The 23,339-nt window shown below is 71.5% G+C and carries 20 protein-coding genes; 11 read left to right on the top strand and 9 right to left on the bottom strand.

Features of this window, described 5'->3' with window-relative positions; translation table 11 throughout:
- Positions 1-123: 123 nt before the first annotated feature.
- Positions 124-3,147 carry a YbhB/YbcL family Raf kinase inhibitor-like protein gene (locus tag ACIBEJ_RS03380; protein WP_397180962.1) on the bottom strand — a complete coding sequence of 1,008 codons (3,024 nt, stop codon included), beginning with the start codon at positions 3,145-3,147 and terminating at the stop codon, positions 124-126.
- 180 nt (positions 3,148-3,327) lie between these two features.
- Between ACIBEJ_RS03380 and ACIBEJ_RS03375 the strand changes: the two genes are divergently transcribed.
- Together ACIBEJ_RS03375 and ACIBEJ_RS03370 are read left to right on the top strand one after the other, a co-directional pair.
- Positions 3,328-3,984: a hypothetical protein gene (locus ACIBEJ_RS03375; RefSeq protein ID WP_397180961.1), complete on the top strand. Its 657-nt coding sequence runs from the start codon at positions 3,328-3,330 to the stop codon at positions 3,982-3,984.
- Between the two features lie 736 nt (positions 3,985-4,720).
- Complete coding sequence (locus ACIBEJ_RS03370; RefSeq protein WP_397180960.1) at positions 4,721-5,443, top strand: VIT1/CCC1 transporter family protein; 723 nt, start codon at positions 4,721-4,723, stop codon at positions 5,441-5,443.
- 413 nt (positions 5,444-5,856) lie between these two features.
- On the opposite strand, the gene ACIBEJ_RS03365 is transcribed toward ACIBEJ_RS03370, so the two are convergent.
- Positions 5,857-7,047 carry an MFS transporter gene (locus ACIBEJ_RS03365; protein WP_397180959.1) on the bottom strand — a complete coding sequence of 397 codons (1,191 nt, stop codon included), beginning with the start codon at positions 7,045-7,047 and terminating at the stop codon, positions 5,857-5,859.
- Positions 7,048-7,106: 59 nt separating this feature from the next.
- Here ACIBEJ_RS03365 and ACIBEJ_RS03360 point away from each other — a divergent pair, with 59 nt between their 5' ends.
- Together ACIBEJ_RS03360 and ACIBEJ_RS03355 are read left to right on the top strand one after the other, a co-directional pair.
- Entirely contained in the window at positions 7,107-7,724 is a 618-nt protein-coding gene (locus ACIBEJ_RS03360; protein WP_397180958.1) for an ArsR/SmtB family transcription factor, read from the top strand.
- Positions 7,725-8,026: 302 nt separating this feature from the next.
- Complete coding sequence (locus tag ACIBEJ_RS03355; RefSeq protein WP_397180957.1) at positions 8,027-8,584, top strand: TetR/AcrR family transcriptional regulator; 558 nt, start codon at positions 8,027-8,029, stop codon at positions 8,582-8,584.
- Between the two features lie 3 nt (positions 8,585-8,587).
- On the opposite strand, the gene ACIBEJ_RS03350 is transcribed toward ACIBEJ_RS03355, so the two are convergent.
- The 4 genes from ACIBEJ_RS03350 to ACIBEJ_RS03335 all read right to left on the bottom strand — a co-directional run bounded on the left by ACIBEJ_RS03350 (position 8,588) and on the right by ACIBEJ_RS03335 (position 12,693).
- Complete coding sequence (locus ACIBEJ_RS03350) at positions 8,588-9,223, bottom strand: LysE family translocator (RefSeq protein WP_397180956.1); 636 nt, start codon at positions 9,221-9,223, stop codon at positions 8,588-8,590.
- 155 nt (positions 9,224-9,378) lie between these two features.
- Positions 9,379-10,596, bottom strand: a complete 1,218-nt coding sequence (locus ACIBEJ_RS03345; protein ID WP_397180955.1) for an MFS transporter — start codon at positions 10,594-10,596, stop codon at positions 9,379-9,381.
- Positions 10,597-10,640: 44 nt separating this feature from the next.
- Positions 10,641-12,188 (bottom strand): RCC1 domain-containing protein, encoded by a 1,548-nt coding sequence (locus tag ACIBEJ_RS03340; RefSeq protein WP_397180954.1) that lies wholly within the window; start codon positions 12,186-12,188, stop codon positions 10,641-10,643.
- Between the two features lie 67 nt (positions 12,189-12,255).
- The gene (locus tag ACIBEJ_RS03335) at positions 12,256-12,693 is read right to left on the bottom strand and encodes a winged helix-turn-helix transcriptional regulator (protein ID WP_397180953.1); all 438 of its coding nucleotides are present in this window, start codon (positions 12,691-12,693) and stop codon (positions 12,256-12,258) included.
- 100 nt (positions 12,694-12,793) lie between these two features.
- Between ACIBEJ_RS03335 and ACIBEJ_RS03330 the strand changes: the two genes are divergently transcribed.
- Entirely contained in the window at positions 12,794-13,954 is a 1,161-nt protein-coding gene (locus tag ACIBEJ_RS03330) for a thiolase family protein (RefSeq protein ID WP_397180952.1), read from the top strand.
- Here ACIBEJ_RS03330 and ACIBEJ_RS03325 read toward each other — a convergent pair.
- The gene (locus ACIBEJ_RS03325; RefSeq protein ID WP_397180951.1) at positions 13,948-14,241 is read right to left on the bottom strand and encodes an SH3 domain-containing protein; all 294 of its coding nucleotides are present in this window, start codon (positions 14,239-14,241) and stop codon (positions 13,948-13,950) included. The two genes, ACIBEJ_RS03330 and ACIBEJ_RS03325, sit on opposite strands and share 7 nt — an antisense overlap.
- Before the next feature lie 67 nt (positions 14,242-14,308).
- Between ACIBEJ_RS03325 and ACIBEJ_RS03320 the strand changes: the two genes are divergently transcribed.
- From ACIBEJ_RS03320 to ACIBEJ_RS03305, 4 genes are all read left to right on the top strand, one after another.
- Positions 14,309-16,003: a dihydroxy-acid dehydratase gene (locus tag ACIBEJ_RS03320; protein ID WP_397180950.1), complete on the top strand. Its 1,695-nt coding sequence runs from the start codon at positions 14,309-14,311 to the stop codon at positions 16,001-16,003.
- Between the two features lie 97 nt (positions 16,004-16,100).
- Complete coding sequence (pgi, locus tag ACIBEJ_RS03315) at positions 16,101-17,735, top strand: glucose-6-phosphate isomerase (RefSeq protein ID WP_397180949.1); 1,635 nt, start codon at positions 16,101-16,103, stop codon at positions 17,733-17,735.
- Between the two features lies 1 nt (position 17,736).
- Positions 17,737-19,089 carry a glucose-6-phosphate dehydrogenase gene (zwf, locus tag ACIBEJ_RS03310; RefSeq protein ID WP_397180948.1) on the top strand — a complete coding sequence of 451 codons (1,353 nt, stop codon included), beginning with the start codon at positions 17,737-17,739 and terminating at the stop codon, positions 19,087-19,089.
- Between the two features lie 49 nt (positions 19,090-19,138).
- The gene (locus ACIBEJ_RS03305; protein WP_397180946.1) at positions 19,139-19,486 is read left to right on the top strand and encodes a spore germination protein GerW family protein; all 348 of its coding nucleotides are present in this window, start codon (positions 19,139-19,141) and stop codon (positions 19,484-19,486) included.
- Positions 19,487-19,525: 39 nt separating this feature from the next.
- Here ACIBEJ_RS03305 and ACIBEJ_RS03300 read toward each other — a convergent pair whose 3' ends face one another.
- Complete coding sequence (locus tag ACIBEJ_RS03300) at positions 19,526-20,131, bottom strand: nitroreductase family protein (RefSeq protein ID WP_397180945.1); 606 nt, start codon at positions 20,129-20,131, stop codon at positions 19,526-19,528.
- A gap of 64 nt (positions 20,132-20,195) precedes the next feature.
- Here ACIBEJ_RS03300 and ACIBEJ_RS03295 point away from each other — a divergent pair, with 64 nt between their 5' ends.
- Together ACIBEJ_RS03295 and ACIBEJ_RS03290 are read left to right on the top strand one after the other, a co-directional pair.
- Entirely contained in the window at positions 20,196-20,918 is a 723-nt protein-coding gene (locus ACIBEJ_RS03295; RefSeq protein ID WP_397180944.1) for a carbon-nitrogen hydrolase family protein, read from the top strand.
- Positions 20,919-20,982: 64 nt separating this feature from the next.
- Positions 20,983-22,950, top strand: coding sequence for a family 20 glycosylhydrolase (locus ACIBEJ_RS03290; RefSeq protein ID WP_397180943.1), 1,968 nt, complete (start codon positions 20,983-20,985; stop codon positions 22,948-22,950).
- Here the strand turns inward: ACIBEJ_RS03290 and ACIBEJ_RS03285 are convergent.
- The gene (locus ACIBEJ_RS03285) at positions 22,947-23,228 is read right to left on the bottom strand and encodes a hypothetical protein (RefSeq protein WP_397180942.1); all 282 of its coding nucleotides are present in this window, start codon (positions 23,226-23,228) and stop codon (positions 22,947-22,949) included. The two genes, ACIBEJ_RS03290 and ACIBEJ_RS03285, sit on opposite strands and share 4 nt — an antisense overlap.
- Positions 23,229-23,339 lie beyond the last annotated feature (111 nt).

Genomic DNA, 23,339 nt, shown 5'->3' with positions numbered 1-23,339 from the left:
TCGTTCTGTGCATGGGGACCCTTTCCCGCGAAAGATGGGATCTCTGATGGGGGATCGCTTCCCACTCCTCCGATGTTTCGAGGGGCCGGAGGCGGTTGCCTCCGGCCCCTCCTGTCACTCAGGTCAGCGGGTGGACGCGTTCGAGTTGCCCGCCAGCTTGGTCGAGGCCAGGTCACGGGCCAGGATCGCGGTCTCCACCGCGGCCACCGACGAGCCGGAGCTCACGCCCGGCAGCGTAGCGGTGTCCAGCGCGTAGAGCGTGAACTCGTACTTGTGGGTCGAGCCGCCCGGGCACGGGCCGAAGTACTGCAGCGCCTTGTTGCCGCTGCTCATCGCCTTCTGCTTGGCCGGAGCCTGGTTCGGCACCTCGTACCCGAGACCGAGCCCCTCCGGCAGCGACGCCTTGGCGGCGGGGATGTCCCACATCGCCCAGTGCTTGCCGCCGTTGGCCGTGTCGATGAAGGTGATCGCGTAGCTCTGCGTGCCGGCCGGTGCGCCGGACCAGGCCAGTTGCGGCGAGATGTCGTTGCCCGACACCCCGTCCTGCGCGCAGGTGAAGCGCGCCGGGATGTTGCCGTTGTGCGCGAAGGCCGTGCTGGTCAGCGCAAACGGCGGGCCGGCGAACTTCAGCCTGACGATGTCGTTGTCGATCGTGGTGGGGGTGCCGCCGTTCTTGTCGTTGTTGGTCGAGGTCAGCCAGAGGCCGCCGTCGGGGGTCTTGACCACGGTGCGCAGCCGTCCCCAGTTGCCGTTGAAGAAGGCGCGCGGGGTGTCGGTCGTGTTGCCGGTGATCTTCATGACCCACAGGCGCGAGCCGCGCACCGCCGCCATGTAGATCCAGTCGTTGACGATCTCCAGGCCGCTCGGGGAGGCGCTGGAGACGCTCCACGTCCTGACCGGGTTCACGTACCGGCTGTCGCTGCAGGTGCCCTCGCAGGTCGGCCAGCCGTAGTTCTTGCCCGACTGGATGATGTTGAGCTCGTCCCAGGTGCCGTCGCCGAACTCCGAGGACCACAGCCTGCCCTGGGAGTCCCAGGCGATGCCCTGCGGGTTGCGGTGGCCCAGGCTGTAGACGCGCGGGGCGTTGGGGAACGGGTTGCCCGGGGCGCCGGCGCCGGTCGGCGTGACCCTGAGGATCTTGCCGTTGAGCGAGTTGAGGTCCTGCGCCCGGCTGCTGGTCTGGGCGTCGCCGGTGGTGATGTACAGCATCCCGTCGGGGCCGAACTTGATCCGGCCGCCGTTGTGGAACTTGGCCTTGCTGATGCCGGTCACGACCGGCTCGCGGGCGCCGATGGCGTTGTTCTGGTACGTGAACCGGACGACCCGGTTGTCGCTTGAAGACGTGTGGTAGGCGTACACGTAGTGGTCGGTGGCGAAGTTCGGCGACAGCGCGAGCCCGAGCAGGCCGCCCTCGCCGACGGTGCCGACCGCCTCGGTGATCTTGCCGACCACGGTCTTCTGGCCGGTGGCCGTCACCCGGACGATCTCGAACCGGTCGCGCTCGGCGACCAGCGCGCTGCCGTCGGGCAGGAACGCGATGCCCCACGGCAGGTCGAGCTGGGTGACGTCGCGGTCGAAGACCGGGTCGCCGCCGGTGGCCTGCGTCGAGGTCCGCACGGTCAGGGCGGGGCTCTTGGCCGAGACGTTGCCGTTGGCGTCGAACGCCTCCACCTGGAAGGAGTACTGCGTGTTCTGCGTGAGCCCGTCCGCGGTGGCGGTCAGGTCGGGCACGGTCGCGAACTTGGTGCCGTCGCGGTAGACGTTGTAGCCGGTGACCTCGACGTTGTCGGTCGAGGCGGTCCACGCGAGCGTGATGCTGGTGGCGGCCACGTTGGTGGCGCGCAGGCCGCCCGGCACCGTCGGCGCCTCGTGGTCGTCGCTCGGCGGCGTCGTGAACGAGACGTTGTTGCTGGCGGGCGAGCCGTTCCCGGCCGCGTCGTAGGCCAGCACGCTCAGCACGTAGCCGGTGTTCGGCGTCAGTCCGGTGACCGTCGCCGTGGTCTGGTTGCCGCCCACGGTCTTGATCACGTTGCCGCCGTTGTAGATGACGTAGCTGGAGACGCCCACGTTGTCGGTGGCGGCGTCCCAGGCCAGGTCCACGGCGTTCGGCCGGACCTCGCCGACGATGCGCAGGTTGCCGGGCGCGGTCGGCGGCTCGGGGTCGGGCGGCACGGTGGTGCTGATGCGGTCGAGGTTCGGCCCGCCGTTCGCGGTGGTGGCGGTGGCCCGGATCTTGTTCGCGCCCGCGATCAGCGAGGCGGTCACCGACTTCTCCACCCAGGTGGTCCAGGCGCCGGTGCCGGGGAAGCTCACGTTCTGGGCGGCGCCGCCGTTGGCGGTGACGGCCATGGCTCGGTCGGCCGCGGTGCCGTTGGCGAAGCGGAACTTCACCTCGTAGTTACCCGCGGTGGGCGCGTTGACCGTGAACTCCACGTAGGAGCCGACGACGTTGTCGTAGTTGACGAACCCGGTGCCGGTGAACCCGGCGTGGTTCGACTCCACCACGCCCTGGACGATCGTGGCGTCCTCCGCCTGCAGGTCCGAACTGGGCGCGGCCACCTCGACGTCGAGGTAGTCCAGGTTGGGGTTGCCGTTGGCCGTGGTGGCGGTGATCCGGATCTTGTTGGCGCCCGCGGTGACGGGGGCGGTGAGCGTGGAGGTCACCCACGTGGACCATGCGCCGGTGCCGTTGAAGGCGCGGGCGGCGGAGACGACGGCGCCGTTCACCGCGATGTCGGCGGCCCGGTTGACCGCGGTGCCGTTGGCGTAGCGGATGGCGATCTCGGCCTGGCCCGCCGCCGCGGCGTTGACGGTGAACTCGGTGTAGCTGCCCGCCACGTTGTCGCCGTTGACGAACCCGGTGCCCGAGTAGCCCGCGTGGTTGGACTCCACGAGGCCCTGGGAGACGGTGGCGTTCTCCGCTTCGTGGCGGGTCGGCGCGGCCGAGGCGGACCCTGCCGTCACCACGCTTGTCTGCGCGGCCGAGACAGCCGCAACCGCGTTCGTCGGCGCGGCCGAGACAGCCGTCACCACACTCGTCGGCGCGGCCGTTCCGGCCGTCACCACGCTCGGCGTGGCTGAGGCCGGAACGGCCGCAACCACGCTCATCAGTAACGCCGCCACAAGCGCGCCGGCTAACACGCGCATGGAGTCCTCCTTGGTGGGGGGTGATAGTTAGGAAAACTTCCTAACTCGTATTGATGGGATCACTCCCCACCATCACTGTCAAGCGAGTTGACTACCTTCCCAAGACCTCCCACCACTGGCATCTCGCGCGACAGGAGCGCAGACTGGAAAGACAGGCGAACGTGGAGTAGTGGAGCATCCGTGGACAACCACCTCGACCACATGCCGGTTCTGTCGCGAGGCAGGCACCGCAACCCCAAACGCGGCGCGTGCTTCATGGAGCTGGCGTCCTACCTGGCAGGAGAGCGCTGGAGCGACCATCCGGCCTGCACGCACCCGCTGCTGGCCGCGCTCGCCCGGCTCGTCAACGACAACACCGGAGACGAGAACCGCAACGGCCTGGCCGAACTCGTCCCGTCCATCATCGGGCTGTCGAGCGACGACCTGAAGATCGACGCCACGATCGCGCTGCGCTGCGCGAGCACCGCCCTGCCGGTGGCCGCCGCCGAGCGCCAGCTCGCGCTGGCCGTGTCCGTGCTGGCGGCGGAGGAGATGCTGGCCAGGCTGGAAGGCCGGCCCACGGACCTGTCACCGATGAGCCGCAGGGCCATGGAACAGGTGCCGCAGACGGCCAGGGAGGCGCGCAGGTTCAGCAGGGCGGCGCGGATCACCGAGAAGGGCTTCCGCCGGTACGCGGCGCCGAACGCGGTGCAGTTGTCGGTGGTGGGGATCGTGCAGGCGTGCATCCCCGACCCGGACCAGGTGCTCCGGTCGCTGCTGGAGTCGGCCATCGCGGACTGCCGCCGCCTCATCCCCCTCCCCGACCCCCTCCCTCAGCCCACCCCAGCCCCGGTCTGACCCTCCCCCGAGACCACCTTGCCCTCATCCGCGCAGCGCCGGGTGAGGGCAAGCCCATGTCCGCCCTTGCTTGCCAGCTCGCGCCACATGACACCTCGACACCTCGGCCGCTCGACACCTCGGTCGCTCGACACCTCGGTCGCTCAGCAACTTGGCAGCTCGGCAACATGGCAGATCATGAGGCCAGGCACCTTGACCGGCCACGGGGCCAGGCAACTTGACAGGCGGCGGAGCCCGGCAGCTTGGCCCAGCGCAAGGCTTGGCAGCGTGACAGGGTGCCAGGCTCACCTCCCAGAAAGGCGCATGATGCCTGGCACCTCGGCAGTTTGACAAGGCGCAACACTTGGCAACCTGGCAGGCGAAGTGGCTTGGCAGCCTGACTGGACAAGGCACTTGGCAGATTGGACCCGGCACGCGGCTTGGCAGCCGACAGGGCGCGGCACTTGGCGGCGTGGTGGGCGGAGCGGCTTGGCAGCTTGGCACGGCCTGGTGGCTTGGCAGCTTGGCCTGACGCGAGGGTTGGCAGCTTGGTTCGTGGGGTGGCTGGGTAGCTTGGCCTGGCGTCGCGCTTGGCGTGGAATTGAGGTCTTCCAGGTTTCCTGGTTTTCCGTAAGATGTTCGAAACGTGGTGTCACCATCGGGTCTTGTCGCAGGTCAGGCTAGCCTCCCCTTCGTTGCGGATCTTCCCGGAATATGCCTAAATTTGGCGACAAGGTGTCATCATGTGGAGGAAGTCATGACTGTCGAGCTGGCCGCGCCGTACTCACCGGAGAGACATCGCCACCACCGTGATGTCACCGGCGGGTGGCTGCGACCGGCGGTGTTCGGGGCGATGGACGGGCTGGTGTCCAACTTCGCGCTGATCGCCGGAGTGGTCGGAGCGGCGGGGGCCGGGCGTGGGGCGGTGCTGGCCGGGTTCGCGGGGCTGGTCGCGGGGGCGTGCTCGATGGCGGCGGGCGAGTACACGTCGGTGAAGTCCCAGACCGAGCTGATGCGTGCCGAGATCGCCGTGGAGCGCCGTGAGCTGGCCCGCGACCCAGAAGGCGAGCAGGCCGAGCTCGCCGCCCTCTACCGTGCCCGCGGGCTCGAACCCGAACTGGCCGCCAAAGTCGCCGCCGGACTGTCTGTCAACCCGGAGCAGGCGCTGCGCGTCCATGTCCGTGAGGAACTGGGCGTGGATCCCGACGATCTCCCCTCGCCCTACCTGGCCGCGGCCTCGTCGTTCGGCGCGTTCGCGGCTGGGGCTCTGGTGCCGCTGGCGCCGTTCCTGTTCGGAGCGTCCGGGATGGTGGTGGCGGTGGTGTTGAGTTTGCTGGGTTTGTTCGGGTTCGGGGCGGTGGTGGCGCGGATGACCGCACGTCCGTGGTGGCTCGGCGGCCTGCGCCAGCTCGCGCTGGGCGTCGCAGCGGCCTCGGTCACGTTCGGCCTCGGCCATCTCCTCGGCGTCACCGTCTCCTAGCCGCCACACCTCCGCCATCACACCTTCGTTCCTCTCCGGTACGGCTCCCGCACCGACCCGGTCCCCGGGACATGGCGACCCCCACGCACCATGTCCCGGGGACCACCTCCCAACACCCCGGCCCCACCGAGGGCTACGTGGCACAGCATCGCGGTCCTGTAGGCGCGAGCGGCCGGAGGAGAGCGCGGGTCGCTCGGGTCCAGCGTGACGCGCCCCGAGGGTGGGGCAACGCAGGCTTGGCCGGAGCAGGGCACGGGACGCTCGGGCCCGGCGTGACGCGCGCCGGAGTGGGGCAACGCGGGTTGGACACGGCACGTCCCAAGGGTGGGCGCGTGGGCGGCTTGGGTGGGTGCTGCGGGGATCTGGGGCAATGAGTCGTCGGGTCTGGGGTGGCGTGGGGTTGGGGGTGTGGGTTAGTTGGGGGCGGGGGTGTGGCGGAGGGTTGGGGAGAGGGCGGCCACGGCGCAGCAGATCGCCAGGTAACCACTGATCACCACGATGGCGGTGACCGCGCCGCCGTACTGGGTGAGGACTCCGCCGACCAGCGGTGCCAGCGGCGTGATGCCCATCGTGGCGACGTTGAGCAGCGACTGCACGCGGCCCTGCATGTGGTCGGGAACGGTCCTGGCGACCTCGACGACCAGTGCGATGTTCAGGGCGGGCGCGACCAGGCCGGCGACGAACAGGACGGTCGCGGGCCAGTACCAGCCGAGCGGCAGCGCCATCAGCGGCAGGACCACCGTGAGGAACCAGCAGCCCGCCAGCATGAGCCCGCCGGTGGGCAGCAGCCTGATGAGCCGGCCGGAGATGGCCGCGCCGATCAGGCCGCCGACGCCGAGGGCGGCCATGACGAGGCCGACCTGTTCCGGCGCGCCGACCAGGACGATCAGCGGGATCGTGGTCGCGTTGAACGCCAGGTTGGCCGCCAGCACCAGCCCGCAGATCGCGCGCAGCAGGCGGCGGCCCCACATCCAGCGGACGGCTTCGGCGATCCCCTCGTACATGCTCTGCCGGGCCGCGGGCTCCTCCGGACGACGGGGTACGCGGGCCAGGGCCACGCAGACGAAGGAGACCAGGTAGGTGAGCGTGTCGACGACGAACGGCAACGCCCGCCCCGCGGCGAACAACAGGCCGCCGAGCGGTGGGCCGGCCAGCCCGGCGGCGTGCTCGCGGGTCTGTTCCTGGGCGTAGGCGGCGGGTAACTGCTCCTTGTGGACCAGGGTCCGCAGGGAGGCGGCGTGGGCGGGTTCGAAGATCGCGCCGGCGGCGCCGTTCACGATGGCGACCGCGACCAGGTGCGGCAGGACCAGTACGTCGGTGACGACGGCCACCGCGACGCTCGCCATCGTGGCGGCGCGGACGAGGTCGGCGCCCAGCAGGACGCGGCGGCGGTCCCAGCGATCGACGAGCACCCCCGCGGGCAGGGCGAAGAGCATCCCGCTGGCCAGGCTGACCGCGCTGATGAGCCCGGCCTGGCCGGGCGAGCCGGTCAGCGCGAGTACGAGCAGGGGGTAGGCCAGCAGGGTCAGGGTCGAGCCCAGTCCCGAGGCCGCCGAGCCCAGCCAGAAGAGCTGGAAGCGGAGGTTCTTTCGCAACGGCTGCACAGTCGACGACGATAGTTGTACAAGAATCCTTGTACAACCTTTCCGGTAGGATCATCGGCATGGAACAGGCTCATCGCCACCTCGGTCCCGAGGACGCCGGCACGCTCAAGGCGCTCAGCCATCCGCTCAGGATGCGGCTGCTCCTGCTGGTCCACGAGGCGGGCCCGGCCACGGTCGGCATGCTCGCCGAGCGGCTGGACCAGCCCGTGGGCGTGGTCAGCTACCACATGCGCCAGCTCGCCAGGCACGGGATGGTGGCGGAGGTTCCCGAGCTGGCCAGAGACCGGCGCGAGCGCTGGTGGCGGCTCGTGCCGACGGAGAGCCTGTCGATGACGCCGTCGGAGTTCGCCGGCGACCCGGTCGGCAGCGTCGCCTCGCGGGCCACGATGCTCCAGCTCATCGACGCCACGGCCGAGCGGATGCGGGAGTGGGTGAACGGCATGCACGCCTGGCCCCCGGAATGGCAGGACGCCGCCACCCTCGCCCGCAAGGGCCCGATGCGGCTGACCGCGGAAGAGCTGAGCCGCTTCGACCGGGAGCTCGACGACCTGGTGCTCCGCTATCAAGCACTGGGCGAGGACCATCAAGCGCTGGGCGAGGACGGCGGCGACGACCGCCGCCCGGTCGTCTTCTTCTGCCATACCGAGCCGGTGGGGCCGCCGCCGGTCAGCGAGTGACGCGTACGGCCAGCGGCGTGCGGACGTAGTCACTGGTCGGCCAGTTGTCCACCGAACACGAGGTGAGCACGAACCACAGGTCCCGCAGGGCACGAAAGGTGATCACGTCACCGGCCCGCGAGGCCGCGTGCCGTCCGGGCGCGGCGGCGAGTTCTGGAACAGGTTGACCGGATCGGGGCCCACCGGCAGCGACACCCCGGCCGACGCGACCGCCCCGAGGAAGTTGGGGTGCCCGGACAGGGAGCCGCTCTACGCGAAATTGTTGTACACTCGTTCAATTATTGGTGGCGGGAGGGACGGCCTTGAGCGAGGCGGGGACGGACGGGCGTAAGGCCAGAGGAGAGCGGCGGCGGCGGGAGATCATCGAGGCCACGCTGCGGGTGATCGAGCGCGAGGGCGTGGCCGGGGTGACGCACCGCTCGGTCGCGGCCGAGGCGGGCGCGCCGCCGAGCCTGGCGCTCTACTACTTCGCCACGCTCGACGACCTGCTGGTCGGGGCGCTGACCGCCGCCTCCGACGAGTATGCGCGCCAGCTCCGCGCCATCATCGACGACGGCCGCGACGGCGTGGACGGCCTGGCCCAGCTCATCACCGAGGCCACCGGTCCGGGCCGCGCCCGCGCGCTGGCCGAACGCGAGCTGACCCTGCTGGCCACCCGCCGCCCCGCGCTGCGCCCCATCGCCGGCCGCTGGCGCGCGACGGTCGCCGAGGTGGCCCGCCAGTACACCGACGACCCGATCCTCATCCGCTCCCTGGTCGCCGCGTCGGACGGCGTCTGCGCCGGCATCCTGCTGGAGGACAATCCGCTCCCCTACTCCGAGGTCCGCACGCTGTTGCGCCACTCGCTGGGGCTCGGCTGAGCGTCAGGGCCTGGCGGTCACGGCGAGGTTGACGCCGAGCGCGATGAGCGCCGCGCCGGTCAGGCCGTCGACGGTCCTGCGTACGGCGGGCCGCGCGAAGATCCTCCGCAACGCGCTCACCAGGTTCGCCACCACCAGGAACCACGCGATCGTCGCGAACAGCGCCACCAGCGACAGCGTCACCGTATCCATGACCGGCGCCCCCGCCGACAGGAACTGCGGCATCAGCGCCACGAAGAAAAACGCGGCCTTGGGGTTGAGCACGTTGGTGAGCAGACCTTCCAGGAAGGCGGCCGCCGAGCTCTTCCTGCCCGGATCCGGCAGGTCCAGCTCAAGCGCGCCACCCCTGCGCGCCGCCGCCCTGACCGCCTTCACCCCCAGCCACAGCAGGTACGCCGCGCCGACGACCTTGACCACCGTGAACGCCACCGAGGAGGCCGCCAGCAGCGCCGCGACGCCGGAGGTGGCGGCCACCACCCACACGAACACCCCCAGCCCGACTCCGGCCGCCGTCGCCATGCCGTAGCCGCGCCCGGAGAGCGCGGAGCGACGCACCACCACCGCGAAGTCGGGGCCGGGCGACATCGCGCCCAGCATCACCACACCACCGAATGCCACCATTTCCGCCACGGAGATCATGCACCACACCCTAAACAACCACCCACCCCCGGACGCACCGGACCGCACGCCGTTTCCGGCGCGCGGCCTCTCACGCCTTCGGACGCGGGTGGAAAGGGGCGTGACGTCTCACGCCCCCTTGGGGCCCGGTCTCATGCCTCCTCCGAGCGTTGGTCTCACGCCCCTTCCTGTACGGCAGGCCGCGCCCGCAGAGCGGCGGGCAGGAAGGCTGCGCAGGCGACCAGCAGCACGACCCCCGAGGCCACCAGCGACCCGGCCACCCCGAAGGCGTTCGCCGCGGGCCCGCCCAGCGCCACCCCCGCCAGCGTGAAGTTGACCATGACGGTGTTGAGCAGCCCGACTCCCCTGCCCCGCAGTTCCTCGGGCAGGTCGCTGAGCATGGTGTTGGCCAGCGGCACCTGGAACAGGCTGGCGAACAGCCCGACGACCAGGCACCAGCCGACGATCACGGCCAGCCCCGGGTTCCCGCTGAGGAAGGCGGGGGTGAGCAGGGCCAGGCCGAACAGGGTGACGGTGCCCACCAGCACCCGGGGCGTCGAGCCGTGGCGGCGGATCAGGGCGGGACCCAGCAGGGCTCCGGCGATCGAGCCGCCGGCGAACAGGGCCTGGGCGGTGCCGTACTCGAAGGCTTGAAGGTCGAACACGGTCAGGAGCTGGGCGTTGAAGCCCGTGGTGAACAGGCCGGTCACCAGCGTGACGGGCACGAGGAAGGCCAGCAGGAAGCGCAGGGACGGGACGGCGAGCACGCCGCGCACCCCGGTCCGCAGCGACTGCCAGTACGGCTCCGCCGCCGCCCGCGCCGCCGGCCCGTGGCGCAGCACGCCGAGGCTGCCGAGCAGCACGGCGGAGACCACGAAGGTGGCGGCGTTGAGCCCCAGCACGACCGGCACGCTGCCGAGGGCGACGAGCAGGCCGCCGAGCGCGGGGCCGATCATGTTGACGGTCTGGTTGGTGCTCTGGAACAGCGCGACCGCCGAGGCGATGTCGTGGCCGCCGACGACGCGCGGGATGGCGGTGATCCTGGCGGTCTCGAAGACGGCCTTGCCCACGCCTTCGAGCAGGATGAGCGCGATGAGCAGTCCCATGGAGTCGAGCGCGGGGATCATGGCCAGCACGATCGGAACCCTGACCAAGTCGGCGCCGATGAGCAGCGTGCGGGTGGGCAGCCGGTCGGCGAGCGGGCCGACGAAGGCGCCGAGCACGCCCGAGGGCAGGAGCTGCGAGAGCACGACCAGCGAGATGACCACCGGGCTGTCGGTGAGCCGCCCGGCCAGGAAGATCAGCGTGACGCGGGTCATCGCGTCACCGAGGAAGGAGATGACGACCGCCAGCCAGTAGCGCAGGTAGGTGCCGTCTTTCAATAGCTCGATCATGGTGCGCTCGACGCTACTGGGCCGGCCGGCGGTCGTGACACGGCTTACGCCGGACGCGGATCCGCCGTGAGCGTAGTGATGACGGTCAGCGTGAACAGGTCGAGCGCCAGGTTCTCCGTGGTCTGGGCGAGCACGGTGAGCTGGAACGGCCGCTCGGACGAGGTCGCGCCGGGCTCGTGCGTGAGCGTGAGGTCGGCGGGCTCGCCCGGCCGCACGTCGGGCGGCTCGAAGGTGGCGGTGACCTGCGGCGGCAGGCCGGTCACCGCGAGGTGGACGGGGCCGGCGAAGCCGGCTACGGGCTCGGTCCGCACCCGCACGGTGATGAAGCCGCCGGGCGGCAGCTTGGCCTCCGAGGGGTCGGCGATGACCACGACGCCCGGCCGGTCGGGTGGCACGGCGGCGCCGAGGTCGCGCAGGGCCAGGACGTGGCGCGAGGTCGCCGAGGCGGCGAAGGAGGTGAACCCGGGCTGCGCGATCGCCTTCGGCAGGGTGCGCGTGGTGAGCGTGGCGTCGCCCGCCTCGCCCATGCCGTTGTTCCCCCACGCGAACGCGGTTCCGGCGGCGCTCTGGGCGTACCCCGACTGGCTGCCGGCGGCGATGCGGGCGATCCCGCTCAGACCCGGCACCTGCTGAGCGAGCAGGCGCTTCTGCTGGGTGCCGTCCCCGAGCTGGCCCGCCTCGTTGGCGCCCCACGCCCACACCCGGCCGAGGGTGTCGCGGGCCATGCTGTGCGCGCCGCCGGCGTCGACCGAGGTCACGCCGCTCATGCCGAGGCTGTGCGGGGTGGTCCGCCGGACCAGGGTGCCGTCGCCGAGCTGGCCGCTGTTGTTGTGGCCCCAGGTGATCACGTTGCCGTTGGACAGCGCCGCCATGCCGTGGACGCCGCCCGCGGCCAGGTCGGTGACGCCGCCGACGTTCGGCATCTGGATCGGCAGCGGGCGGGAGACGAGGGTGCCGTCGCCGAGCTGGCCCAGGTTGTTGGCGCCCCAGCCGTAGGCGTTGCCGGTGGCGCCCCTGGCCAGGCTGAACGCGCCGCCGGCCTCCAGCTCGACGATGTCCTGCGGGGCGGCGATGCGGCGCGGGCTGAGCCGTTCGGTGGTGGTGCCGTCGCCGAGCTGGAAGGAGGAGTTCAGGCCCCAGGCCCAGACCAGGCCGCCGCCGTCCACGGCGAGGCTGAAGCGCTGGCCGGCGGCGACGTCCACGATGTTCGCCAGGCCCGGCACCTGGACCGGGGTGAGGCTGGGCGTGCGCGTGCCGGTGCCGAGCTGGCCGTTGGAGTTGTCGCCCCAGGCCCAGACGGTGCCGTCGTCGGCGATGGCCAGGCTGTGCGTGAAGCCGGGCTCGACCTGCTTGAAGCGCGAGTTCCCGGCCGAGGCGACGGGCTGGTTGACCGCGGGACGGGCATGGCCGACCCCGAGCTGCCCGAACTGGTTCCACCCCCAGCCCCAGGTCTGCGAAGGCGCGAAAGCCCCGAAGCCTCGGATCTGCGAAGCCTCAACGCCTCGGGTCTGCGCGACGGCCGCCGAGGGTGAGAAGGCCAAGGGCGATAACGCGGTGACGGCGGCGGTGAGCGCCGCGGTGATGGTGTGCACGGGTTGCCTCCCGGGTCTGGTCCCTCACGTAGAGGCGTTCCATCCCGTTCCAGCCCGTTCCGAACGCTCAGCCGCCCCAGCCCGGCACCCTGAAGTCCGCCGTCAGCGACCCCGGCTCGACGCTCTCCCCGCAGCAACGGCACGTCACCACGGGGTCAAGCTCCTGCCCGCAGGTGTGGGTGAAGACGACCGGCGGCGCGTCGGTGAGGTGCCGGTCGCCCCACCGGCGCAGCAGGTGCAGCACGCCCTGCAGCTCGATCCCCGCGGCCGTCGGCCGGTACTCGTGCCGCGGCGGCCGCTCGCTGTAGGCGACCTTCTCCAGCACCCCCGCCTCGACCAGCCGTTTGAGCCGCGTGGCCAGGATGTCGCGGGGCGCGCCGATGTTGCGCGCCATCGCGTCGAAGCGGCGCACGCCGAAGAACACCTCGCGCAGGATCAGCAGGGAGTACTTCTCCCCGACCACGGCGAGGGTGTCGGCGATCGTGCAGGGCCGTGCGCTCGTCATCACCCCAGGGTACGGCAGTGCGTTGGAAAACCGGACGATCCAGGGCTACAGTGAATCCAGTTTTCCAACTAACTGCTTTCAACCAGGAGGGACGGACTCCATGCGTGACGCCGTCATCGTGCAGGCCGTGCGCACCCCCATCGGCAAGGGCAAGCCGGACGGCGCCCTGGCAGGGGTCCATCCGGTCGAGCTGCTCGCCCACACCCTGCGTACCCTCGTCGAACGCTCGGGCGTGGACCCCGCGCAGATCGACGACGTGATCGGCGGAACCGTCGACCAGGTCGGCGAGCAGGCCATGAACACCACCCGCTACGCCTGGCTGTCGGCCGGCTTCCCCGACTCGGTGCCCGCGGTGACCGTGGACCGCCAGTGCGGCTCCTCCCAGCAGGCCGTGCACTTCGCCGCCCAGGGCGTCATCTCCGGCGCCTACGACCTGGTGGTGGCCTGCGGCGTGGAGTCGATGAGCCGGGTGCCGATGTGGTCGAACGTGCCCCCGGGCAAGGACCCGTTCGGCCCCGGCATGGCCGAGCGCTTCCCCGGCGGCCTGGTCCCCCAGGGCGTCAGCGCGGAGCTGATCGCCGCCAAGTGGTCGCTCGGCCGCGAGCAGATGGACGCCTTCTCCGCCGCCTCCCACGCCAAGGCCGCCGCTGCCGACTTCGGCGCGGAACTGGCCCCGATCGCCGGTCTCGACCGCGACGAGTCGGTGCGCCCGGCCACCACGACCGAGATCCTGGCCGGCCTGAAGCCCGCCTTCGCCGACCCGGTCTACGCCGAGCGCTTCCCGCAGATCGAGTGGTCGGTCACCGCGGGCAACTCCAGCCCGGTCAACGACGGCGCCGCCGCGCTGCTGGTCACCACGAGCGAGAACGCCGCCCGGCTGGGCCTGCGCCCGCTGGCCAGGCTGCACTCCTTCGCCGTGACCGGCTCCGACCCGCTGCTCATGCTCACGGGCGTCATCCCGGCCACGGAGAAGGTGCTGCGCAGGGCCGGGCTGCGCCTGGACGACATCGACCTGTTCGAGGTCAACGAGGCGTTCGCCGGCGTGGTGCTGGCCTGGCAGCAGGAGACGGGCGCCGACCCGGCCAAGGTCAACGTCAAGGGCGGCGCGATCGCGCTGGGCCACCCCCTCGGGGCCAGCGGCGCCCGCATCATGACCACCCTGGTCGGCGCCATGCGCGAGCGCGGCGCGCGCTACGCCCTGCAGACGATGTGCGAGGCGGGCGGCCTGGCCAACGCGACCGTCCTGGAGGCCCTTCAGTAGAAGACCTGCTCCAGGTAGGGGCCGTAGGCCCAGCCCTCGGCGTCACCCGTCCACACCCGCATCCAGGTGCCGCGGCCCCCGCAGGAGCCCTCGACGGTCTCGCCGTATCCGGCCGCGCCCACGCGTTCGTACTGGGTGCCGGGCCCCGACCTGATCCACAGGTTCGCCGGGAACGGCGGCGCCACCTCGTACACGCACGACGAGGCCGCGGCGGCGGGTGTCAGGACGAACAGCGACAGCGGCGCGGCGGCGGCCAGCGAGGCCACGAGCAGGATGAAGCGACGCATCACATACCTCCCCTAAAGGGGGGATATGTCTTATATATCCAGATAAGCTGAGCGCTAAGCTGCCGGGATGCCTCTCCGCAGTGCTCAGTGGTACTCCGGCAACGACAGGAACTCCTACATCCACCGTGCCTGGATGCGGCGCGGCGCCCCGGCCGACGCCTTCGAGCGCCCCCAGATCGCCATCGCCGACACCGCCTCCGACCTGACCCCGTGCAACGCCCACTTCGCCGAGGTCGCGAGGAGCGTCGCCGCGGGCGTCTGGGCGGCCGGCGGGGTGCCGCTGCACCTGCCCGTCGTCTCCCTCGGCGAGACCAACGTCCGGCCCACCGCGATGCTCTGGCGCAACCTGGCCGCCATGGCCACCGAGGAGATGCTGCGCGCCAACCCCGTGGACGGCGTCGTACTGCTCGGCGGCTGCGACAAGACGATCCCGTCGCTGCTCATGGCCGCCGCATCCGTGGACCTGCCCGCGCTGGTCGTGCCCGGCGGGCCGATGCTGACCGGCCACTTCCAGGGCATGCCGCTGGGCTGCGGCACCGACGTGTGGCGGCTCAGCGAGGAGGTGCGGGCCGGCACGCTGACCCGCGAGTCGTTCCTGGAGTCGGAGTCCTCCATGATCCGCAGCCGCGGGCACTGCAACACCATGGGCACCGCCTCGACGATGGCCTGCATGGCCGAGGCACTCGGCATGACCATCCCGGGAACCGCGGGCACCCCCGCCGCCGACAGCCGCCTGCACGAACGCGCGCACGCGAGCGGCGCGCTGGCCGTCGAGCTGGTCGGCGCGGACCGGCGGCCCAGCACGGTCATGACCCGCGCCTCCTTCCTCAACGCGATCGTCACGCTGGCCGCGATCGGCGGCTCCACCAACGCGGTCGTCCATCTGCTGGCGATCGCCGGGCGGCTGGGCGTGGAGCTGAGCCTGGACGACTTCGACCGGACCGGCGCCGGGGTCCCGCTGCTGGCCGACCTGCAGCCGGCCGGGCGGCACCTCATGGACGACCTGTTCAGGGCGGGCGGGCTGCGGGCCGTACTGCATCAGGTGGAGGACCTGCTCGACCCCGCGGCGGGCACCGTCACGGGGCGCCCGCTCACCGAGCACCTCGGCGACGCGCCCATCTGGGACGCGGGCGTGATCCGGCCGCGCACCGACCCGCTGCTGCCCGACGCGGGCATCGCCGTGCTGCGCGGCAACCTGGCCCCCGACGGCGCGGTGATCAAGCCCGCGGCCGCCTCGCCGGAGCTGCTGCGCCACCGCGGCCGGGCGATCGTCTTCGACAGCGTCGAGGACCTGCACGCCCGCCTGGACACCGTGGACGCCGACGCGAGCTCCGTGCTGGTGCTGCGCGGCTGCGGGCCCAAGGGCTACCCCGGCATGCCGGAGGTCGGCAACCTGCCGCTGCCGGCCAAGCTGCTGGCCAAGGGGGTGCGCGACATGGTGCGGATCAGCGACGCGCGGATGAGCGGCACCGCCTACGGCACCGTCGTGCTGCACGCCGCCCCCGAGGCCGCCGCGGGCGGGCCGCTGGCCAGGGTCAGGACCGGCGACCCGATCGTGCTCGACGTGCCGGGCAGGACGCTGCGCGTGGACGTGCCCGACCCCGACCTGAACGCCCGCGAGCCGGTCACGACCGGTTTCGCCCGCCCGGTCAGGGGCTGGGAGAAGCTCTACGTGGAGCACGTCCTTCAGGCCGACCGGGGCTGCGACCTGGATTTCCTCACCGGTTCGAGCGGCTCGGCGGTGGCCAGGGAGTCGCACTGAGCACGGCAAAGAGTCTGCTGCGCCATGCGCGGAAATGGTCAGGTTGGGTACTGCGTTACGGGACGATGTGATCGGTTTGACGGCCCGAGGAGGACACATGAACAGCGGCGACATCACCCAGAGCCAGGAATGGACGGCACTGGCCAAGCACCAGGAGGAGATCGCGGGCACGACCCTGCGTGAGCTGTTCGAGGCCGACCCGGGCCGGGCCGAGCGGCTGAGCGTGCGCGCGGGCGACCTCTACCTCGACTACTCCAAGCACCGCGCCACCGACGAGACCTTCGACCTCCTGGTACGGCTGGCCGAGCGCGCCGGGCTGGGCGACCGGATCGAGGCGATGTTCCGCGGCGACCACATCAACGTCAGCGAGGACCGGGCGGTGCTGCACACGGCGCTGCGCCTGCCCGCCCAGGCCGAGCTGGTGGTCGACGGCCAGGACGTGGTGTCCGACGTGCACGCCGTCCTGGACAAGATGAGCGCGTTCGCGCAAAGGGTGCGCACCCAGGAGTGGCGGGGCGCGACCGGCCAGCCCATCGCCACCGTGGTCAACATCGGCATCGGCGGCTCCGACCTGGGCCCGGCGATGGCCTACGAGGCGCTGAAGGACTACGCCGACGCCGGGATCACGGCCCGTTTCGTCTCCAACATCGACCCCGCCGACATCCACGGCAACCTGCGCGGACTGGACCCGGCCACGACGCTGTTCGTGATCAGCTCGAAGACGTTCACCACGCTGGAGACGCTGACCAACGCCCGGGTGGCCCGCGACTGGCTGGTCGCCGCGCTGGGTGAGGACGCGGTCGGGAAGCACTTCGTGGCCGTCTCCACCAACGCGGAGAAGGTGGCCGAGTTCGGCATCGACACCGCGAACATGTTCGGCTTCTGGGACTGGGTCGGCGGCCGTTACTCCTACGACGGCGCGATCGGCCTGTCGCTGATGGTCGCGGTCGGGCCGGAGCGCTTCCGCGAGATGCTGGCCGGCTTCCACGCGATCGACGAGCACTTCCGCACGACGCCGTTCGAGCGGAACATGCCGGTGCTCATGGGGCTGCTCGGCATCTGGTACAACGACTTCTTCGGCGCCCAGACCCGGGCCGTGCTGCCCTACAGCCAGCGGCTGCACCGCTTCCCCGCCTATCTGCAGCAGCTCACGATGGAGTCCAACGGCAAGTCGGTGCGCGCCGACGGCACGCCGGTCACCACCGACACCGGCGAGATCTTCTGGGGCGAGCCGGGCACCAACGGCCAGCACGCCTTCTACCAGCTCCTGCACCAGGGCACCCGGCTCGTGCCCGCCGACTTCATCGGCTTCGCCGAGCCGCACGAGGACTCCGCGGGCATGCACGACATCCTCACCGCCAACCTGCTGGCCCAGACCAGCGCGCTGGCCTTCGGCAAGACCGCCGGGGAGATCGCCGCCGAGGGCACGGCGGCCGAGGTCGTGCCGCACAAGGTGATGCCGGGCAACCGGCCCACCTCGACGATCCTGGTGCCGAAGCTCACCCCGTACACCCTGGGCCAGCTCGTCGCGCTCTACGAGCACATCGTCTTCGTGGAGGGCGTCATCTGGGGCGTCGACTCCTTCGACCAGTGGGGCGTCGAGCTGGGCAAGAAGATGGCCCTCGACCTGGAGCCCACGCTGACCTCGGAAGACCCGCCTGTGGCGTTCCCCGACGCGTCCACCGCCCAACTGGTAAAGAAGTACAGGGAGCTCAGAGGAAGGCGCATTTGACATGACGCGTGCGGGCGCGATGGTCCTGTTCGGGATCACCGGTGATCTGGCCTACAAGATGTTGCTGCCCGCGCTCTACCGGCTGACCGCCGACGGGGTGCTCGACCTGCCCATCATCGGCGTCGCCAAGACCGACCTCGACCTGGCGGGCCTGCGCGAGCGGGCCCGCCAGGCGTGCGGCGGGGCGAGCGACGCGGCCTTCGAGAAGTTCGCGGGGAACCTGCGCCTGGTGGCCGGCGACTACCGCGACGAGTCCACGTTCGCGGCCATCCGCGAGCAGGCGGCGGGGGCGGGGCCGCTCGTGCACTACCTGGCGGTGCCGCCGTCGCTGTTCGGCGTCGTCGCCCAGGGCCTGGCCGGCGCCGGGCTGCACCACGACGCGCGGCTGGTGGTGGAGAAGCCGTTCGGCCACGACCAGGCCTCGGCCTGCGCGCTCAACGCCGAGCTGCTCAAGTACTTCGACGAGGACCACCTGCGCCGCGTCGACCACTTCCTCGGCAAGGAGCCGGTGGAGGACCTGCTCGTCTTCCGGCTCGGCAACATGCTGCTGGAGCCCATCTGGAACCGCAACTACGTGCGCAACGTCCAGATCACCATGGCCGAGAGCTTCGACGTGGCCGACCGCGGCGCCTTCTACGACGCCAACGGCACCATCCGCGACGTCGTCCAGAACCACCTGATGCAGTTGCTGGCCATCATGGCGATGGACGCGCCGCCGTCGAAGGACGCCCGCGCGCTCATCGACGAGAAGTGGCGGGTGCTGCGCGCCGTGCAGGACATCCGCCCCGCCGACGTCGTACGCGGCCAGTACGTGGGCTACCAGGAGACCGAGGGCGTGCGCCCCGGCTCGACCACCGAGACGTTCGTGGCCATGCGCGCCTCCATCGACAACTGGCGCTGGGCGGGCGTGCCCTTCTACATCCGCTCGGGCAAGGCTTTGCCCACCACCGACCTGGAGGTCGTGGCCGAGCTGCGGATGCCGCCCGTCACGCTGTTCCACGGCGAGGTCAAGCCCAACCTGATCAGGTTCCGGCTGCAGCCGGACGCGGGCGTCACCTTCGACGTGCTGGCCAAGGAGCCCGGCCGCGACACCACCCGGCAGGTGCCGGTGAGCGTCGACTTCACCAAGGTGCTCGGGCCCATGGAGGCCGCCTACCAGCGCATCCTCACCGACGCGGTGACCGGCGACGCGCGGCGTTTCGTCAGGTTCGACCTGGCCGAGGAGTCGTGGCGGATCGTGCAGCCGGTGCTCGACCTGCCGGAGGCGCCGCTGCCGTACGAGAAGGGGACGTGGGGTCCCGAGGCGGCGGCGGAGATGGTGCGCTGGCACGAGATCTCCACCACCTTCGACTGACGCGCGCACGTCCGTCGCCCGCCGCACTCCCGGGTGAGAGTGTGGAGGGATGGACATCATGGAACTGGTGGAGAAGACGAAGGACGCGGCGACCGTCAGGCGGGTCTTCGGCGAGCCGATCGAGCGCGGCGACGTCACGGTCATCCCCGTGGCCAAGATCGGCCAGGGCGGGGGCGGCGGTTCCGGCACCTCCGAGGGCGGCGACCACCCCGGTCAGGGGTCGGGCGGCGGCTTCGGCTTCGGGGCGGCGCCCTCGGGCGTCTTCGTGATCAAGGACGGCGAGGTGCGCTGGCAGCCGGTCGTCGACGTCAACCGGATCGTGCTCGGCGGCCAGATCGTGGCCGTGGTGCTGCTGCTGACCATCCGGGCCATCGTCAGGCGCCGCCGTAAGCGCTGAACCGTCCCTCCCCGGACGGGGCCGGGGAGGGCTTCCCGGTCAGTGGCGGCCCCAGGCGCCGCGGTGCACCACCTCGCCGGTCGGCTTGCGGCCGCGCTTGAGGGACGGCGAGGCCTTGTCCTGGGCCCGGTAGCCGACGCTGATCACGCCGATCGGGGTGTAGGCGGCGGGCACGCCGAACGACTCCTTCAGCGCGGCGCTCCGCTCCCCCGGCGGCACGCCGAAGAAGCAGGCGCCGAGGCCCTCGTCCACGGCGGTCAGGAGCATGAGGAGGGAGGCCATGCCGGTGTCGATGTCCCAGTACGGCACCGGCCAGCGGGCCTCGTCCTTGTCCGTCCAGCCCTTGTCGGGGGCGGCGTAACGGTCGAGGTATGCCTGCTTGTGCGAGAACGGGATGATCAGGAGCGGGGCGCGGCGCAGCCCCTTGCCCCACTCGTCGGCCTCGTCGCCGGACAGCTTCCAGAACCGCTCGACGTCCTGGGGCTCGTCCAGCACCAGGAACGCCCAGCCCTGGCTGAAACCGGCGGAGGGGGCGTGCAGCGCGTTGGCCAGGATGCGCTCGCGGATCTCGGCCGGAACGGGGCGGTCGGGGTCGTAGTTGCGGACCATGCGGCGGCGTCGTACCACTTCCTGGAATTCCGTCATGTGGCCAGCTTCGCAGACCGCACCCCGCGGCGGCCTCGGGGCGGCGGGCTGCGACCATGTCGGGGTGAAGGTCTTGATGATCGCGCCGGCCGCCTGGTCCCCCGACGGGCACGAGAACTTCGACGCCGCCGAGCGGCTGCTGGAGGAGGCCGATCTGGTGGTCCTGCCGGAGCTGGCCGGCTCCGAGCTGCCCCGGGCGGAGTATCTGGAGCGGGTGGGCGGGCTGGCGCGGCGCTCGGGGGCGTACGTGGTGGGCGGCTCGCACTACGACGCGGTCGAGGGCGGGAGCGTCAACCGGGGCGTGGTGGCCGGTCCGGACGGGCGGGTCGTGGCCGAGTACGAGAAGGCGCATCCCTACGGCGTCGAGCACCGGACCGGGGTGCTTCCCGGGCGTCCTTCGCAGACGTTCGAGCTGGCGGGGCGGCGGGTGCTGGTGCTGGTGTGCGCGGACCTGTGGTATTCGGCGCGGGTGGCCACGCCGGTGGACGCGGTGCTGGTGCCGGCGTTCTCGGTGACGCGGTGGGACACGCCCGTGCCCTCGCGGGCGCTGTGGCAGCACATGAGCGTGGCCAGGGCGTACGAGTTCATGACGTACGTGGCGGTGAGCGACTGGCGGCACGGGGCCGACTACCACGGGGCGCCGTGCGCGGGGGTGACCGGGTTCGCCGATCCCTATCCGGCGCGGCCCGGGGAGTACCACGTCAGGGGCTCCGGCGTGCACGTCATGGACTTCGAGCGGCTGGACGCGCTGCGGGCCGACCGGGCCGGGCGCGGGTTCGTGTCTTGACCGCGCACCCGCGGGGAAGTAAAGCTTACTAACAATTATCCGGGAGCATCCGCGGAGGACCGTCATGGGCCGTTCCAGGATCGGCACGCTGGCCACCCGAGCGCTGACGGCGGTGGTGCTGCTGGCCGCGCTGGCGACGTTGCCGACCGGGGCGGCGGGCGCGGGCAGCCTGGCCGCCTCGGCGAGCGCCGCCCAGGCGCTCGGGGACGTGATCCCGGCGCCGGTGTCGGTCCAGGCGGCGGCCACGCCGTACACGCTGGCCGCGGACGCGACGATCGCCAGCGACGACCCGGGCGTGGGCGCCTACCTCGCCGGACTCCTGCGGCCCGCCACGGGGTACGCGCTGCCGCTGCGCGCCGGCGGCACGGGCAGCGTGTCGCTGCTGCTGTCCGGCGCGGACCCGGGCGTCGGCGACCAGGGCTACCAGCTCGACGTCGTCACCTCAGGCGTCACGATCCGGGCGCGCAGCGCGGCGGGGCTGTTCAACGGCGTGCAGACGCTGCGGCAACTGCTGCCGCCCCAGGTGGAGAGCACCAGCGTGCAGCCTGGGCCGTGGACGGTGCCGGGCGGGCGCATCGTGGACCACCCGCGCTTCCCCTACCGGGGCACCATGCTCGACGTCTCCCGGCACTTCCACCCGGTCGCCACCGTCAAGCGGCACATCGACAGGATCGCGCTCTACAAGATCAACCACCTGCACCTGCACCTGTCCGACGACCAGGGCTGGCGCATCGTCGTCGACTCCTGGCCGCGCCTGGCGACGTACGGCGGCAGCACCCAGGTCGGCGGCGGCCCCGGCGGCTACTACACCAAGGCCCAGTACCAGGAGATCGTCGCCTACGCCGCCCAGCGGCACATCACGATCGTGCCGGAGATCGACCTGCCCGGCCACACCAACGCCGCCCTGGCCTCCTACGCCGAGCTCAACTGCAACGGGGTCGCGCCGCCGCTGTACACGGGGACGTCGGTGGGCTTCAGCTCGCTGTGCGCCACCAAGGAGGTCACCTACACCTTCGTGGCCGACGTCCTGCGGGAACTGGCCGAGCTGACGCCGGGGCCGTACCTGCACATCGGGGGCGACGAGGCGGACGCGACGCCCGCCCCGCAGTACGCGACGTTCATGAACCGCGTGCAGCCGATGGTGGCCGCGCGCGGCAAGGCGGTCGTGGGCTGGCACCAGATCGCCGCGTCGGCGGTGCAGCACTCGCCGGGCCGGGTGGCGCAGTACTGGGGGACGACGACGTCGGACTCGCTGGTGGCTGGCGCGGTGGCCAGGGGCGCCAAGGTGATCATGTCGCCGGCGAACAAGGCGTACCTGGACATGAAGTACACCTCCTCGACGCCGCTCGGCCAGACCTGGGCCGGGCTCATCGAGGTGCGGACCGCCTACGACTGGAATCCGGGCAGCCACCTCAACGGGGTGCCGGCGAGCGCGGTGCTCGGCGTCGAGGCGCCGCTGTGGACCGAGACGCTATCCACCGAGGACCACCTCGAGTTCATGGCCTTCCCGCGGCTGCCCGCCATCGCCGAACTGGGCTGGTCCCCGTGGTCGACCCACGACTGGACCGCCTTCCGCGCCCGGCTGGGCGCGCAGGCGCCGCGCTGGGCGGTGATGGGCATCGGCTTCTACCGCTCGCCGCAGGTCTCCTGGGCCACGACGCCGCCGCAGGGCCGCCACGAGGCCGAGAACGCGGTGATCTCGCGCGGCGTGGTCGAGTCCAACCACGCCGGGTACTCGGGCACCGGGTTCGTCAACTACGACAACGTCACGGGCGGCTATGTGGAGTTCACCGTCACCGCCGCCGCGGCGGGCCCGGCCACGATCCGCCTGCGCTACGCCAACGGCACCACGGCCAACCGCCGCATGAACGTGGCCGGCACGATGGTCGACTTCCCCGGCACCGGCGCGTGGACCACCTGGCAGACCAGGACGCTCACGCTGCCGCTGGCCGCGGGCGCCAACGTCGTCAGGGCCACCGCGACCACCGCCAACGGCGGCCCCAACCTCGACTACCTCGAAGTGGCGCCCTAGCCGCCGGTCCTGAGCACGAGGCGTCTGGCCCGGCGTTCGGCGGCGGCCCGACCGCCCACGCCGAACGCCTCGGCGAGCCTGCGCCAGGTGACGCGCCGCGCCCTGGCCTCGACGACGAGTTCGGCCTCGATCTCGTCGAGGCCGGCGCGCACCCGCCGGACGAGGTGGAGGGCGTCGAGCACGGGCTCGGCGACGTCGTCGGACATGCGGCGCATCAGGCAGGTCTCGCTGACCACCATCGTCATCATGCGCTGCAGCAGGTAGAGGTCCTCGTCCACGGGACCTGGCGGGGGAATGGTATAGAGCGTGTGTATATGCCGCGTTTCCAGATTATCGAGGGAATTAAGCGTATCCACGACGTCCATAATGAATCAACGTTCAAGCATGCG

This window comes from Nonomuraea sp. NPDC050790, from assembly GCF_044456745.1.
GTDB lineage: Bacteria > Actinomycetota > Actinomycetes > Streptosporangiales > Streptosporangiaceae > Nonomuraea.
This window is presented reverse-complemented; position numbering and strand designations above follow the sequence as displayed.